This is a genomic window from Paraburkholderia acidipaludis NBRC 101816, assembly GCF_000684975.1.
In the GTDB taxonomy this organism is placed as follows: Bacteria; Pseudomonadota; Gammaproteobacteria; order Burkholderiales; family Burkholderiaceae; genus Paraburkholderia; species Paraburkholderia acidipaludis.
On record NZ_BAXZ01000023.1, the window covers coordinates 37,699 to 52,819 of the forward strand.

Here is a 15,121-nt window from a genome sequence, read left to right on the forward strand (position 1 = left end):
AGCAGGGGGTATGTCCCTTGCGCGCGCATATTGCATGGACGTTGCGCGCAACCCCAGGTTGGCATGGAAGCTGCGTACACCTGGAGTCTCGCGTCGATCGCGAACTGTCACATTCCGGTACCAACATTGCTTCGAGCTTGCCCGATTTCGGCCGGCCGGGCCGCGACTCGAAGAAGCGGCGGGCACGCGGCAGGACGTTGGTTCACGATGATCTGATCAGGAGCCCTGTGTGTCTATTCGCGTCGCGCTGAATCATGTCACGCACTATCGCTACGACCGGCTGGTGCATCTCTCGCCGCAGATCGTCCGGCTGCGGCCCGCTCCGCATTGCCGCACGCCGATCCTGTCGTACTCGCTGCGTATCGAACCGGCCCAGCATTTCGTCAACTGGCAGCAGGATGCCTTCGCGAACTGGCAGGCGCGGCTCGTCTTTCCGGAGCCCACGCAGGATTTCAGGGTGACGGTCGATCTGGTTGCCGAAATGGCGGTCTACAACCCGTTCGACTTCTTCCTCGAACCGGAAGCGGAGCAGTTCCCGTTCGTCTATCCGGCCGGCCTGCAGCGCGAGCTCGCGCCCTACCTCGTGAGGCGCGAGCCCACGCCGCGCTTTGCGGGCTTCGTCGAGCGCATCGACCGCACGCCGCGCAAGACCATCGACTTTCTCGTGGAACTGAACCAGCGGCTGCAGCAGGAGATCCGCTATCTGATCCGCATGGAGCCCGGCGTGCAGACGCCGGAGGAAACGCTCGCGCTCGGCTCGGGCTCGTGCCGCGACACGGGCTGGCTGCTCGTGGAAACGCTGCGCCAGCTCGGGCTGGCCGCGCGCTTTGTTTCGGGCTATCTGCTGCAGCTCGCGCCCGACGTAAAGGCGCTGGACGGCCCGAGCGGCGCCAAAGTCGATTTCACGGATCTCCATGCATGGTGCGAAGTCTATCTGCCGGGCGCGGGATGGATCGGACTCGATCCCACCTCGGGGCTGCTGGCCGGCGAAGGCCATATTCCCGTGGCGTGCACGCCGGAACCGGGCAGCGCCGCGCCGATCTCGGGGGCCGTGGACGAGTGCGAGGTGGAGTTCGCCCATAGCATGTCGATCACGCGCGTGCTGGAAACGCCGCGCGTGACGAAACCGTATAGCGAGGAACAATGGGCCGCCGTGCTGCACATGGGCGATCACATCGACGCGCAACTGGCCGAGATGGACGTGCGGCTCACGATGGGCGGCGAGCCCACCTTCGTTTCGGTGCGCGACCGCGACGCGCCCGAGTGGAACACGGACGCGCTCGGCCCCACGAAGCGCGGCTATGCGGCCGCGCTGATGAACAAGCTGCGCGCGCGCTACGGCGCGGCCGGCTTTCTCCATGTGGGGCAGGGCAAGTGGTATCCGGGCGAGCAGTTGCCGCGCTGGGCGATGTCGCTCTACTGGCGCGCGGATGGCGAGCCGTGCTGGCACGACCCCTCGCTGTTCGCCGACGAGCGCGAACCCGAACCGCGCACGGCGGACGACGCGCGCCGCTTCATCGGCCACCTCGCGGGCAAGCTCGGACTGGACGCGCAGCATATCCAGGCGGCCTACGAAGACACGTGGTACTACCTGTGGCGCGAGCGCCGGCTGCCGGTGAACGTCGATCCGTTCGATTCGCGTCTCGACGACGAGCTCGAGCGCGTGCGCCTGCGCCGCGTGTTCGAGGCAGGCCTTGCGTCCGTGACAGGCTACGTGCTGCCGCTCGGGCGCGAACAGGAAGGCGCGCTTGCGGGCCCGCGCTGGGTAACAGGGCCGTGGTTCTTCCGCGACGAACGCATGTACCTGATTCCGGGCGATTCCCCGATGGGTTACCGCCTGCCGCTCGATTCGCTGCCGTGGGTTTCGGCCACCGACTATCCGTGGCAGCACACGCACGATCCGTTCGCGCCGGCCGTGCCGTTGCGCGCGGCGGCAGAGCTGCGCGCGCAGTATCGCGAGGAAGGGCGGCCGGCCAGCGGCCCGGCAAGCCACAGGAGCGAGACAGACGACAGTGCGCACTCCCAGGCATTGGGCCCCGGCACGAACGGCATGCCCGCCCGCGGCGAGTCGGCGGCGTGGATCACGCGTACGGCGCTGTGTGTCGAGGCGCGCGACCCGGCTCGCGCGGCGGGGCCCAAAGTCGAGAACGAATCGATCGGCAGCGGCAACCCGTTGCTCTATGTCTTCATGCCGCCGCTGACCGCGCTGGACGACTACCTCGATCTTCTGGCCGCCGTCGAAGCAACCGCCGCGGATCTCGGCATGAAGGTCGTGATCGAGGGCTACCCGCCGCCGCGCGACCCGCGCCTGAAGCTGCTGCAGGTGACGCCCGACCCTGGCGTGATCGAGGTGAACATTCATCCGGCCTCGAACTGGGACGAACTGGTCGATCACACCGAATACCTCTACGAGGCCGCGCACGAGTCGTACCTGTGCACCGAGAAGTTCATGCTCGACGGACGCCACACCGGCACGGGCGGCGGCAACCATCTCGTGCTGGGCGGGGCGACGCCGGAGAATAGTCCGTTCCTGCGCCGTCCCGACCTGCTCGCGAGCCTGATTGCGTACTGGCATAACCATCCCTCGCTGTCGTATCTGTTCTCGGGGCTCTTCATCGGGCCGACGAGCCAGGCGCCGCGCGTGGACGAGGCTCGCGATGATCAGCTCTACGAACTGGAGATCGCGTTCCGCGAACTGCAACGCCAGCTCGATCTGCTCGCGGAAATGGGCGCGGGCAGCCGCGTGCCGCCCTGGCTCATCGACCGCACGCTGCGCAATATCCTCATCGACGTGACGGGCAACACGCACCGCGCCGAGTTCTGCATCGACAAGCTCTATTCGCCCGACGGCCCCACGGGCCGCCTCGGCCTGCTGGAGCTGCGCGGCTTCGAAATGCCGCCGCACGCGCGCATGAGCCTCGTGCAGCAACTGCTGCTGCGCGCGCTGGTGGCGTACTTCTGGAGCGCACCGTATACGGCGCGACTGACGCGCTGGGGCACCGAACTGCACGACCGCTTCATGCTGGGCACCTTCGTGCAGATGGATTTCGACGATGTGCTCGCCGACTTGCGCGAAACGGGCTACGCCTTCGAGCGCGAATGGTTCGCGCCGCATTTCGAGTTCCGCTTTCCGCTAGTGGGCGAGTTGCACGCGAGCGGCCTGGCGCTCACCGTGCGCAATGCGCTGGAACCGTGGCACGTCATGGGCGAGGAGGGTTCGGCGGGCGGCACGGTGCGCTATGTGGACTCCTCGGTGGAGCGGCTGGAAATACGCGTGCTGGGTCTGAACGACAGCCGCCACGTGGTGACGGTCAATGGCGAGCCGCTGCCGCTGCAGCCCACCGGCCGCGCGGGCGAATACGTGGCGGGCATGCGCTTTCGTGCGTGGTCCCAGGCATCCGCCTTGCATCCGGCCATCGGCGTGCACGCGCCGCTCACGATCGACGTGGTGGATACATGGACGGGCCGCCCGGTCGGCGGATGCCAGTATCATGTGGCACATCCGGGCGGGCGCAATTACCAGACGTTTCCCGTGAATGCCTACGAAGCTGAAAGCCGCCGCCGCGCGCGCTTCTTCACGATCGGCCATACGCCGGGACCGATCGCGGTGAAGCCGCTCGAACGCAGCCTGGAGTTTCCGTTCACGCTGGATCTGCGCCGCTCCTGAATCCCGTGCCGCGACCTCGGGGCACGTCAGATAGTCGAGCCGATACGAACTTGTCATTCCAGTCGATCCTGCCCTTCGACGCCACGGCGTCCCTCGCTCACGCGCCATCGAGCCTGCGCCTGCTGCCGCCGCGCGCCGGGCATTGGGACGAGCTGCGCGACGAGAGCGGCGCGCTGCGCGAGCCATGGCGGCAGTTTTTCGAGCTGCTGGGCGAGGAGGGCGCGGCGGGGCTGGACAAGGTGCGGGACTCGGTGGCGCGCCAGGTGCGCGACAACGACATCAGCTACAACGTTTATGCCGACAAGGGCGAGCCGCGTCCCTGGGCGCTGGACCTGCTGCCGTTCCTGATCGACGACGCGGAGTGGGCGCACATCGAGCGCGGCGTGATCCAGCGCGCACGGCTGCTCGACGCCATCGTCGCCGACACCTACGGTGCGCAAACGTTGCTGCAGCGCGGCTTGCTGCCGCCGGCGCTCGTGTTCGGGCATCCGGGCTACCTGCGGCCCGTGAAGGGCTACCTGCCGCCGGGCGGCGGCTATCTGCAGATCGTCGCCGTCGATCTCGCGCGCTCGCCCGAAGGCACGTGGACCGTGATGTCGCATCGCACGGAGGCACCGTCGGGTCTTGGCTACGCGCTCGAAAACCGCCTGATCGTGTCGAGCCTCTTTGCGGACGCGTTTCGCTCGATGCGCGTGCGGCGTCTCGCGCCGGCCTACTCGCAGTTGATCGGCACGCTGGCCGAGGCGGCGCGCACGACCCTGCGCGCGGAGGACGCCGGCGCCGCGCCGCATATCGCGTTGCTCACGCCGGGCCCGTTCAGCGAGACCTGGTTCGAGCACGCGTTTCTTGCACGCTATCTGGGCGTGACGCTCGTGGAGGGCAAGGATCTCACGGTGCGCGCCGACAAGCTGTATCTCAAGACCTTCAATGGTCTCGAACGCGTGCATGCCGTGCTGCGCCGCCTCGACGGCGTGTTCTGCGACCCCGTCGAGCTGCGCGCCGACTCGACCATCGGCGTGCCGGGCCTGCTCCAGGTGATGCGCGCGGGCAACGTGGTGGTGTCGAACGTGCCGGGCGCGGGCTTCGTCGAATCGCCCGCGCTGCACGGCTTCATGCCCGGTATTGCCGCCGCGCTGCTGGGCGAGACGCTTTCGCTGCCGGGCGTGCCTACCTGGTGGTGCGGCGAAGCGGCGGCTCGCGAGGCGGCGTTCGCGCAACTCGACGCAGCGTTCGTCGTGCCGACGTGGCCGTTATCGCAGCCGCACCCGCAATCCGGCACGCCGCCCGCACGCGCGCCGGGCATGGCCGCGGGACGCCAGCCGCTTGCGGCATGGTGCGAACGCATCGACCGCGCCGCGGACGCCTTCACGATCCAGGCGCCGCTCGCTTACTCCTGCACACCGCGCTATGAGGACGGCACGCTGACGGGCCGCGCTTCGGTGCTGCGCGTCTATGCGATTGCCGATTTCGCCGGCAACTGGCGTGCGGTGCCGGGCGGCTTCACGCGCCTCGCGGCGGAACGTCAGGCCACGGAGTCGATGCAGCTTGGCGGCAGCAGCGTCGATACATGGGTGCTCTCGAAACAGCCCAGCCCGCCGTTCACGCTGTTGCCTTCGCCCATGAAGCCGGGCGACCTCGCCACGCGCCGGCATCGCACCGTGTCGAGCCGCGCGGCGGAAAACCTCTTCTGGTCGGGCCGCTATGGCGAGCGCGCGGAAAACGGCGTGCGCCTGTGCCGGCTGATCCTGGGCTCGCTGGAAAGCAACGACGCCGACTCGATGTTCGCGTCGTTCGTCGAGCTCGCCTCGCTGGGCTCTCTGATTCCCGTGGGAGAGATGGCGGCGCGCGGCTCGCCGCATGCGTTCGAACGCGCGCTCGTGGCGAGCCTCGGCGAATCCTCGAACGTGCCCGGCATCGGCTATTGCCTCGCGAGCCAGGCGCGCGCCTGCGGGGAAGTGCGCGGGCGCCTTGCGAACGACCACTGGCGCACGATACTCGCGGCGCGCAACGACTTTCGCGATGCCTTGGCCCGCTTTGCGCCCGCGAGCGCCGGCGAGCGCTACGACCGCGTGGCGCTCATGGACGTGCTCGAACGTCTCGCGACGCAGCTCTCGGCGATCAGCGGCGCGCAGGGCGACCGCATGACGCGCGACGAAGCCTGGCGCCTGCTGTTCGCGGGCCGCCATATCGAACGCCTGTGGGCAATGGCCACGTTCCTGCGCACGGTGGCGGCGAATGGACTGCTCGCGAGCCCGGAGGGCTTCGACGTGCTGCTGCAGTTGTTCGACTCGACGCTCACCTACCGCTCGATGTACCCTGGGCGGCTGGAGGTGCCGGCGCTGCTGGACCTGCTCGTCATCGACGAGACCAATCCGCGCGCCCTGTATGGCATATATGCGCGGCTGCGCCGCAAGCTCGCGCAGATCGAGGAGTCGGCGGGCGGCACGTCGCGGAGACCGTTCCGCGAGTTGATGCCCGACGTGGCGACGCTGCCCACGCTGGAGCCGCTATGCACGACAGATCCGCGCAATGGCTATCCCGTGCTCGTCGAGGTGTGCGAACGGCTTTGCGCGATCGCGATGTCGGCCTCCACCGAAATCAGCGCGCGTTACTTCAGCCATGCGGCGAGCGCCGCGCAGCAGGGGAGCGCATGAACGGCCCCGTGACGCTCAGCGTTTCCCACAGTACGACTTATCGTTATTCCACGACTGTGGCGACCGCGCAGCATCTCGCGACGATCCGCCCGCTGGCTTGCGCATGGCAGCAGATCGTCTCGCATACCGAAAGCATCGAACCTTATCCTGCTTATTTGTCGAGTCGCATGGACGCATTCGGCAATGACGTGCTTTACTTCGCCCTCGATACCCCGCACGAAGCGCTATGCATGACGAGTGAAACTGTCGTAAGGCTGTCACCCCGCCGGGCTATGCTCGACGCCTCCACGGCGCCCGCGTGGGAGCAGGTGGCCGAAGGTCTGCGTTATCGCGCGGGCACACCTTTTCATCCGGAGTCCGAATTTTGCTTTGCATCGCCGAACGTCGTCCCGAGTCCCGAGTTGCTCGCCTATGCCTTGCCGAGTTTCCCGCAAGGCATGCCGGTCGCCCAGGGCGCCATCGACCTGATGCATCGCATTCATGCGGACTTCGCGTACGAGACCTCGGCCACGGCGTTCGACACGCCCGCTACGCGGGCCTTCGAAATGCGGCGCGGGGTCTGCCAGGACTTCGCGCAGGTGATGATCGGCTGCCTGCGCTCGCTCGGCCTGCCGGCCCGCTACGTGAGCGGGTATCTGCGCAACGACCCGCCGCCGGGCCAGCCGCGCCTGATTGGCGCGGACGCCTCGCATGCGTGGCTTTCGGTTCACTGTCCGGCAAGCGGCTGGATCGACCTCGATCCGACTAACGACGTCCTTGCCGACCTCGATCATGTAACGCTCGCCATCGGCCGCGACTACAGCGACGTGTCGCTGCTGCGCGGCTCGCTGCTTGGCGGCGGCGAGCATCAGGTGGAGGTGGCAGTCAGCGTGCTGCCGGTTTGAACGCCGGCGCACCGCGCGCCTCGCTCCAGCGTTTTTTCGCGTTTTCACCTACGGGTTAATGCCCATCGTGCGGCGCGCGCGCGGTCGTCAAACTGACTTCCATCCTCCCTGGCTTTTGTCGACTGGCTTATACCCCCCAAAAAATGAAAGGAGGATTTATGGCGAAGCGCATTGCTTACGTAACCGGCGGAATGGGCGGCATTGGCACCTCAATCTGCCAGCGGCTGTTCAAGGACGGCTACACCGTGGTTGCCGGCTGCGGGCCCAACTCGCAGCGTCGCGCGAAATGGCTCGAAGATCAGAAGGCACAGGGCTACGACTTCGTGGCCTCGGAAGGCAACGTGGCCGACTGGGACTCGACGGCCGCCGCCTTCGCGAAGGTCAAGAAGGACGTTGGGGAGATCGACGTGCTGGTCAACAATGCGGGCATCACGCGCGACGTCGTGTTCCGCAAGATGACGCACGAAGACTGGACCGCCGTGATCGACACCAACCTCACGAGCCTCTTCAACGTCACCAAGCAGGTGATCGACGGCATGGTCGAGCGCGGCTGGGGCCGCATTGTCAATATCTCTTCGGTGAACGGCCAGAAAGGCCAGTTCGGCCAGACCAACTACTCGACGGCCAAGGCCGGCATTCATGGCTTCACGATGGCGCTTGCGCAGGAAGTGGCCACCAAGGGCGTGACGGTCAACACCGTTTCGCCGGGCTATATCGGCACGGACATGGTGCGCGCGGTCAAGCCCGAGGTGCTGGAGAAGATCGTGGCCAGCATTCCGGTACGGCGGCTTGGAGCGCCGGAAGAAATCGCGTCGATCGTCGCGTGGCTCTCGTCGGACGACGCGGGCTTTTCGACGGGCGCCGACTTCTCGCTGAACGGCGGCCTGCACATGAGCTAAGCCGTAAGGCGCCCGGTTTGCAGGTTGCCAATCCGGGCGCCATGTTCTTCAGTCATCCCCCTTCCTCAGTCGTGCAGGTGCGCAAACACGAAATGGCGAAACGTCGGCATTAGCGGTGTTTCGCTGCGTCTGGCCAGCGTCACGATGGCGAGATTGGCATGGGCCGGGTGTGATGGAGTGACCCGCAGCTCGACCAGTTCGCCCCGAGCGACGCGTAACGTAGGCTTTCACTTCGGACTGGAACCGAAAACGGTCGCTGGTGTCGCCTTCCTCTGGAGCAATCCCGACAGGCCGTTCATCTCTCACGTCCTGCATACGGCGAAGCACACGGACCCGGTTCTGATGGGGTATCCATGGGCGCAGCGCAATACCATCCATACACGTTCGAACAACACGATCCAGCTCGACGATCGCCAGGGTGAGGAACACATCAAGGTTGCCACCGAGCACGGCAAGTCGCAACTGAACCTGGGTCACAGGGTTGACCGCAGCAACGGACAGCGTAGCAGCGGTGCAGAGTTGCGCACGGATGGGGCCGCAGCGGTGCGTGGCGGTGCGGGCGTGATGGTCTCGGCCTACGCCCGCAACGGAGCCTCGGGCAAGCCGCTCGACATGCAGGAGACGGTGGCGCAGCTTGAGGGCGCACTGGCGCTGGCAAAGGCGCTGGCCTCCTCGGCGCAGGCATCGAAGGCCGAAGCGGCGGATACCGGTAGCCAGCAGGCCGTGAACAAGTCACTTCAGCCTGTGCCCGCCGGCGCGTCGACGAGCCAGGCGCCGAGCGCGAAGCAGATTCGCAAAGCCAGCCATCTGCTCGAAAAGCAGGTGCGCCGCGCGCTGGTTCGTGTCAAAGGGCTGGACTCGACCAATGTGGTTGTCGTCGCGCGGGGCGGCGTCGTGACCTTGGGCGGCTCCGTGCCCGCTGCGAGCCAGATTCCGCCCGCGGTGTCGGGATCGCAGCACGTGAGCGGCGCCACGGAGGCGCACGACAGTCTGCAAGTCCGCATGCCGGTTCCGTGAGCGTCGCGCAGCGCTACTGACAGAACGGTGGCAGCAGGTGTCCAGTAGGATGCGTGGCAGTTGCCGCTGCGGGGTTCCGCTTGCAGTTCGAGCCGGGCAGCGGCAATGCGACCGATCCCACCACATTCCACGGAGAGCAAGATGGATTTCGTTTCAACCAGAATCATCACCGGCGACATCAAGCGACTGGTTCGCTTTTACGAAGCGATCGGCCTCTCGGCCACCTGGTACACGGACGATTTCGCGGAACTCTCCACGCCGACCGCGACGCTCGCAGTCGGCAGCCAACGCACGATGGATCTGTTCGGCGCCGGAGCCGCGACGCCGGCGAGCAACCGGTCGGTCATCGTCGAGTTTCGCGTGGACGACGTCGACGCCGAGTACCGGAAACTGCAAGAGGCGGTCACGGATTTCGTGCAGGCTCCGACAACGCAGCCGTGGGGCAACCGCTCGGTGCTGTTTCGCGACCCCGACGGCAATCTCGTGAATCTGTTTACGCCGGTTAGCGCAGAAGCCATCGCGAAGTACCGCCGCAAGTAAGGCGCGCGAGGCTTCGGCGGCCCGGCCGGCATCAAGCGACCGATCGCGGCGCGGGCCCCAGTCTTTGGGCGACGGCGCCGCACGCGGCGAGCAGCGGCGCCACATACGTTTCGAGCGGCGTTTCGCTGAGCCTGAAGAGCGGAATGCTCACGCTGATACAAGCGACGGGCTGGCCATTCGCACTGCGAATCGCGCATCCGTAGCAGAAGATCTGTGCTTCGTTTTCCTCGCGGTCTTGCGCGTAGCCGCGCTCGCGCGTTGCGTCGAGTTCCGCGCGCAAAGCCTCGGGCGCGACGATCGTGTTGGCCGTGAGCGGCACGAACGCCACGCCTTCCAGCAGCGCGCCGCGCGCGGCTTCGTCGAGTGCGGCCAGCCAGGCTTTACCGACCGAACTCGAATACAGCGTCACGCGCGTGCCGATCCGCGAAGCCATGCGCACCGCGTGCGGGCTTTCCAGTTTCTCGATGTAGACCATTTCACTGCCGCTGCGCACGGCGAGATGCACGGTTTCCTGCGTCGCGTCGCGCAGCGCTCGCAGCGCCTCCTCGGCGACGACGCGGATATCCGAATGTTCCCAACTGCGGCTGGCGAGTGTCAGGAGCCTTGGCCCCAGTTCGAACGTGCCGCCGCGCGCACTCTCGACCACGAGCCCTTCCGCGATCAGCGCAGTGACGATGCGGTAGACCGTAGGACGCGGAAACCCGCTCGATGCGACCAACTGCGGCATGCCCGGCGCCTCCGTTGCGTCCGCAATCAACTGCAGTACGGCCATGAACTTCGAAAAGGCGGCAGTGCCCGTGGCGCGAGCGGCTTCCAGGGTTGCGGCGGCGGAAATCGGCATGGTGGTGCGGGTGGCTGTGGAGTGGTGTGACGGCGTCGGCGAGGCGCATCGCCTCGCCAGGGTCACGCGATCAGATAACCGCCGTCCACGGGCAGCACGGTGCCCGTGATGAACGATGCTGCCGGCGAGCAGAGGAACGCCACGGCAGGGCCGATATCGTCGGGCGAGCCCCAGCGTCCGAGCGGCGTGCGCGAGAGGATGGCCCGTGAACGTTCTTCGTTGTCCTGCAAGGCCTGGGTGAGGGGCGTCGCGATCCAGCCCGGCGCCACGGCGTTCACGCGAATACGCTCCGGCGCGTAGGCGATGGCGAGCGATTTGGTCAACTGCACCACGCCGCCCTTGCTCGCGCTATAGCCGGGCACGAGCCCGCCGCCGAAAAAGCTCAGCATCGAAGCGGTATTGACGATCGCGCCGCCACGTTGGGCCAGCAGCGGCCTCGCCGCGGCGCACGCGCGCATCGTGCCGGTCAGGTTCACGTCCAGCACTTGCGCGAACACCTCGGGATCGAGTTCGTCGCCGCGCCGGATCACGCCCGCGCAGTTCACGAGCATGTCGAGCGACGACAGCGAAGCGAACAGCGCATCGACCTCGGCTTTCGAGGCGACATCGAGCGAAACCGCTTCGATGCCGTCGGCGGCCAGCGCGCGGCGCTGCGCGTCGGTGGGCGCGAGGCTCGCCGCGATCACGCGCGCGCCGAGCGCGGCCAGATGGCGCGCGATGCCCGCGCCGATGCCCTGCGTGCCGCCGGTCACCACGGCCGTCTTGCCTGCAAAGAGATCGTGCTGGAAGGTCATGACGGTAGGCGCAATCAGGAGTGGGTCATGCGGGTTTCGGGCGCGGCGTCGCGCGGCGCCATCTCCGTGATCGGCACGCGCACGACGAACATGTAGACGAGCGCCGCCGCGAACGCCACGCCCGCGCTGATCAGAAACGCGTCGACGAACGAATGCGTCTGATCGACCACGAGACCCGTGACGAACGGCGCGAACGAGCCGCCGAAATAGCCGCCGAAATTCTGGATGCTGCCGAGCGAGGCCACCAGATGCCGCGGCGCCGCGACGCTCACGAGCGCCCATGCGGCGCCGCTCGCCATGTTGACGAAGTACATCGCGAGCGAGAGGTAGACGATGGCGAGCGTGAGCGTCGGCGTGTAGGCGGCCGGCACCGTGAACACGGCTGCGCCGATCAGCCCGGAGCAGATCGGCCACTTGCGGCTGCGGATCGGCGCCATGCCGCGCGCCATCAGGCCGTCGGCGACAAAGCCGCTCGACAGCATGCCGAGCGTGCCGAACACATACGGGATCGCCACGACCCAGCCGGTCTTCGCGATGGTGAGGTGCCGTTCGTGCTCCAGATAAGCGGGCAGCCAGGTCAGGTACAGCCACACCATGTAGATCACGCCCATGAAGCCGAAGATCATGCCCCACGTGGTGGCCGACTTGAAGAGTCCGCGCCATTCCGCCGAAGTCATGCGGCGTTCGGCGCGCGCGTGCGGCTCGTCTTCGGTGAGATGCTGGATTTCACCGGCCTCGAGCGTCACTTCGGCACGATTGCGATAGACGAGATACCAGCCGATCGAAACGGCAATGCCCAGCACGCCCATCACGACGAACATCCAGCGCCAGCCGAACTCGAGCAGCAGGACGGTGAGAATGGGCGGAGCAAGTGCGGGGCCGATTGTCGAGGAGGTGGTGAAGATGCCCGTGGGCCGGCCGCGCTCGCGCAACGCGTACCATTCGCTGACGACCTTGGCGCCCGCCGGAAACTGCGGCGCCTCGCCTATGCCCAGTGCAATGCGCGCCGCGAGAAATTGCGGCAGCGTGCGCACGAAGCCTCCGCACAACTGCGCGCAGGACCACACGAGCATGCCGAGACCGAGCATGACGCGCGCACCGAAGCGGTCGAGCAACGCGCCCACCGGCAGTTGCGAAAACGCGTAGGCGAACGAAAAGGCCGAGAGCAGCAAGCCCATTTGCGAAGCCGAAAGACCCAGTTCGCCGCTGACCGAATGATTGGCGATGGACAGCGTGCTGCGGTCCAGGTAATTGACGATGCCGGCCAGGGTGAGGAAGGTTAGCGCAATCCACTGTATGCGCTTCAGGCGCGGTGTCTTCGGTTGCATGTCTTGTCTCCGCCAATGCTTTTGTGATGTTTGCGTGACGCTGCCGCATGAGGCAATCTGTTGGCTCACCTGACGAACTGGTCGACGTAACAGGCGCCCAGCCCAACGCGTTCGTAGTGCTCGCGGCACATTTCGAGCTTCGTGAAGACGTCCTCGTAGCCCGTGTGATTGCCGTACGGATCGCAGTAGTACATGACGCCGTTGACCTGAAAATACGTGATCATTTCCTCCACGTCTTCAGGCACGTAAAGCGTGTGCGTTTCCCCCGGCGGCTCGAACACATAGCTGCCTTCCGTGGCCACCCAGTCGTGCTCGAGATAGCGCCAGCGGCCTTTGAGCACCATGCCATGCACGGCTTGCGGATGACGATGGCGGCTCAGCACGCCGGACTTGCGCACGCGCAGCAGATTCATCCAGTAGCCGCTGGATACGTTCAGGCACAGTGGCCGGAACCAGACGTTTTCGGCCTGCGGCACCCACACGCGCTCGTCCTTGGGTATCGCGGATTCGACCACGATCTCACGCAAGGCTTCAGGCGGGTTGGGGAGCTGATAGGGCGTCATGGCATCGGCGCCGTTCGATGGGGCTGTCATTCCGTCTCCTGTCTGTCCATATGGTGGACATGTGCGTCGCATTGTGGACATGCGCGATGCGCCGATAGTCAGACGTTTCGAGACAGGTGTCAAGCGGAACCGGTACCAGCCGCTTCAGCCGGCGCAGGCGCATTCTGGCGTTTGAGATACACGCGCCGATAGAAGATCGTCCAGGCCGTCAGCGCCGTGTAGGCCGTATATCGGATGATCGTGGAGAGGCGATCGGCAGGGGGATTCGTCATGGAGCTGGCGATCCAGAGCCGGATCACGTTTTCGCCCACGAGGCCGATGCCCCAGACGGCGGTCATGAGTCGGATCGATTTCACAAGGGCGGGGCGGGTCCGCCACATTTCGTCGAACTCATTTTCTCGCCCGGCACGCTGGCGAGACAGCGTCGATCGTCCGAGATAGAAAACGAGGGGGCGCCTCAAGGCCAGCGAGAGCAGAAAGAGCAGCCCGATCATGCCGTTCACCAGCGGGTCGCGTGCTTCCCGCAGCCAGCGCGGCGGCCCTGAAAGCAGCACGAGCAGCGACAGGGCGATCCCCGCGAGCACGATTGCGCTCAGCGCGTCGAAGTGCCGGAATCGCAGCAGATCGATCGTCATCCACACCAGCACGGGCAAGCTCGATGCGATCAGCGCACCCACCAGCCCGTAAGTGCCGATCGCGGCCCAGTAGGCCGCGACGGGCAGTGCGACGTTGACGACGAATGCGAGGACATACCGGGCGGAGGGATTCATGATGAGCGTGTGCTGTCTGACCGTGGATCCGTCGGGGTCCTGAATGCCGGCTTTTTGTACCGGGCCATGCGGAGCCAGAGCCAAGGATAGGCTACTTTTCGGCGGGGTGGCCGATAGTCAGCTCGTCAGCTTATCGTCGGCTCAGGCGCTTAACCTCGAAGCCCGCCAGTCCGCCCCGCGCGCGAACTCGACGAACGACTTCAGATAGTCGATTGGCGCGTCCGCCTCGCGCGTGCCCAGAAAGATCTGCTTGGCAATGCCGTCTTTGCCGAGCTTCACGCTCACCACCGGCATACGTTCGGCGTATTCATCGGCGAGCCAGCGCGGCAGCGCCGCCACGCCGCGATTGCTCGCCACCATCTGCAGCATGATGTCGGTGGTTTCGATCGTCTTGTGCCGGCGCGGCGCGACGCCCGCGGGGCGCAGGAAGTGGTTGTAGATGTCGAGCCGGTCGGTTTCGACGGGATAGGTGATCAGCGTTTCGTCCATCAACTGTTCCGGCTTCACGTAGCGGGCGTTCGCGAGCGCATGGCTTTCGGCCACCACGAGCACCTGCTCGTAGTCGAATACGGGGTCGAAGCGCAGGCCGGGGCGCTTGAGCGGATCGGGCGTCACGAGCACGTCGATGTCGTAACCGAACAGCGCGCCGATTCCGCCGAACTGAAAGCGCTGCTTCACGTCCACGTCCACGTCGGGCCAGCGTTCGAGATAGGGCGACACCACTTTCAGCAGCCACTGGTAGCACGGGTGGCATTCCATGCCGATGCGCAGCGTGCCGCGCTCGCCCTCGGCGTACTGCTTCATGCGTTCCTCGGCGTGTTCGAATTGAGGCAGGAGCCGTTCGGCGAGCGACAGGAGATACTGACCGGCCTGGGTGAGCCGCAGGCTGCGGCCGTCCCGGTCCCAGATGGGCGTGCCGAGTTGCTGCTCGATCTTCTTCACGGTATGGCTCAGCGCGGATTGCGTGAGAAACAGCGCGCCGGCCGCCGCCGTGAGCGAACCCTGGCGCGCGACTTCGCGGACGATGACGAGATGAATGCGTTCGAGCATGGCGGCGGACCTGAACTGGATGAATGAAGAATTTTAATGGAAAGATGAAATAAATCCATTTTATTTCATGAGCGAGAAAACCTATCATCGCTGCCACTACCCCAACTTCTGTAC

General features: G+C 66.1%; 12 protein-coding genes. 6 read left to right on the plus strand and 6 right to left on the minus strand.

Annotated features, from left to right (window positions below):
- Positions 1-229 precede the first annotated feature (229 nt).
- From BAC01S_RS23305 to BAC01S_RS23330, 6 genes are all read left to right on the plus strand, one after another.
- Positions 230-3,667: a transglutaminase family protein gene (locus tag BAC01S_RS23305; protein WP_027796922.1), complete on the plus strand. Its 3,438-nt coding sequence runs from the start codon at positions 230-232 to the stop codon at positions 3,665-3,667.
- A 50-nt stretch (positions 3,668-3,717) separates the two neighbouring features.
- Positions 3,718-6,321 (plus strand): circularly permuted type 2 ATP-grasp protein, encoded by a 2,604-nt coding sequence (locus tag BAC01S_RS23310; protein WP_027796923.1) that lies wholly within the window; start codon positions 3,718-3,720, stop codon positions 6,319-6,321.
- Positions 6,318-7,205, plus strand: a complete 888-nt coding sequence (locus BAC01S_RS23315) for a transglutaminase family protein (RefSeq protein WP_027796924.1) — start codon at positions 6,318-6,320, stop codon at positions 7,203-7,205. The genes BAC01S_RS23310 and BAC01S_RS23315 overlap by 4 nt, the downstream gene beginning before the upstream one ends.
- A gap of 158 nt (positions 7,206-7,363) precedes the next feature.
- A complete protein-coding gene (locus BAC01S_RS23320; RefSeq protein WP_027796925.1) occupies positions 7,364-8,104 on the plus strand; it encodes a 3-ketoacyl-ACP reductase in 741 nt (246 codons plus the stop codon).
- Between the two features lie 177 nt (positions 8,105-8,281).
- Positions 8,282-9,121, plus strand: a complete 840-nt coding sequence (locus BAC01S_RS34055) for a type VI secretion system Vgr family protein (protein WP_245616660.1) — start codon at positions 8,282-8,284, stop codon at positions 9,119-9,121.
- Positions 9,122-9,262: 141 nt separating this feature from the next.
- Positions 9,263-9,661 (plus strand): VOC family protein, encoded by a 399-nt coding sequence (locus BAC01S_RS23330; protein ID WP_027796927.1) that lies wholly within the window; start codon positions 9,263-9,265, stop codon positions 9,659-9,661.
- A gap of 31 nt (positions 9,662-9,692) precedes the next feature.
- Here the strand turns inward: BAC01S_RS23330 and BAC01S_RS23335 are convergent, their stop codons facing one another.
- From BAC01S_RS23335 to BAC01S_RS23360, 6 genes are all read right to left on the minus strand, one after another.
- A complete protein-coding gene (locus BAC01S_RS23335; protein ID WP_027796928.1) occupies positions 9,693-10,502 on the minus strand; it encodes an IclR family transcriptional regulator in 810 nt (269 codons plus the stop codon).
- Between the two features lie 62 nt (positions 10,503-10,564).
- Positions 10,565-11,296, minus strand: a complete 732-nt coding sequence (locus tag BAC01S_RS23340) for an SDR family NAD(P)-dependent oxidoreductase (RefSeq protein ID WP_027796929.1) — start codon at positions 11,294-11,296, stop codon at positions 10,565-10,567.
- A gap of 14 nt (positions 11,297-11,310) precedes the next feature.
- Positions 11,311-12,624 carry an MFS transporter gene (locus BAC01S_RS23345; protein ID WP_027796930.1) on the minus strand — a complete coding sequence of 438 codons (1,314 nt, stop codon included), beginning with the start codon at positions 12,622-12,624 and terminating at the stop codon, positions 11,311-11,313.
- A gap of 65 nt (positions 12,625-12,689) precedes the next feature.
- Positions 12,690-13,217 (minus strand): 2,4'-dihydroxyacetophenone dioxygenase family protein, encoded by a 528-nt coding sequence (locus BAC01S_RS23350; protein WP_027796931.1) that lies wholly within the window; start codon positions 13,215-13,217, stop codon positions 12,690-12,692.
- Between the two features lie 89 nt (positions 13,218-13,306).
- Complete coding sequence (locus BAC01S_RS23355) at positions 13,307-13,957, minus strand: VC0807 family protein (RefSeq protein WP_027796932.1); 651 nt, start codon at positions 13,955-13,957, stop codon at positions 13,307-13,309.
- A 141-nt stretch (positions 13,958-14,098) separates the two neighbouring features.
- On the minus strand, positions 14,099-15,007 hold the full coding sequence (locus BAC01S_RS23360; protein WP_027796933.1) for a LysR family transcriptional regulator: 909 nt from the start codon (positions 15,005-15,007) through the stop codon (positions 14,099-14,101).
- Positions 15,008-15,121: the final 114 nt, after the last annotated feature.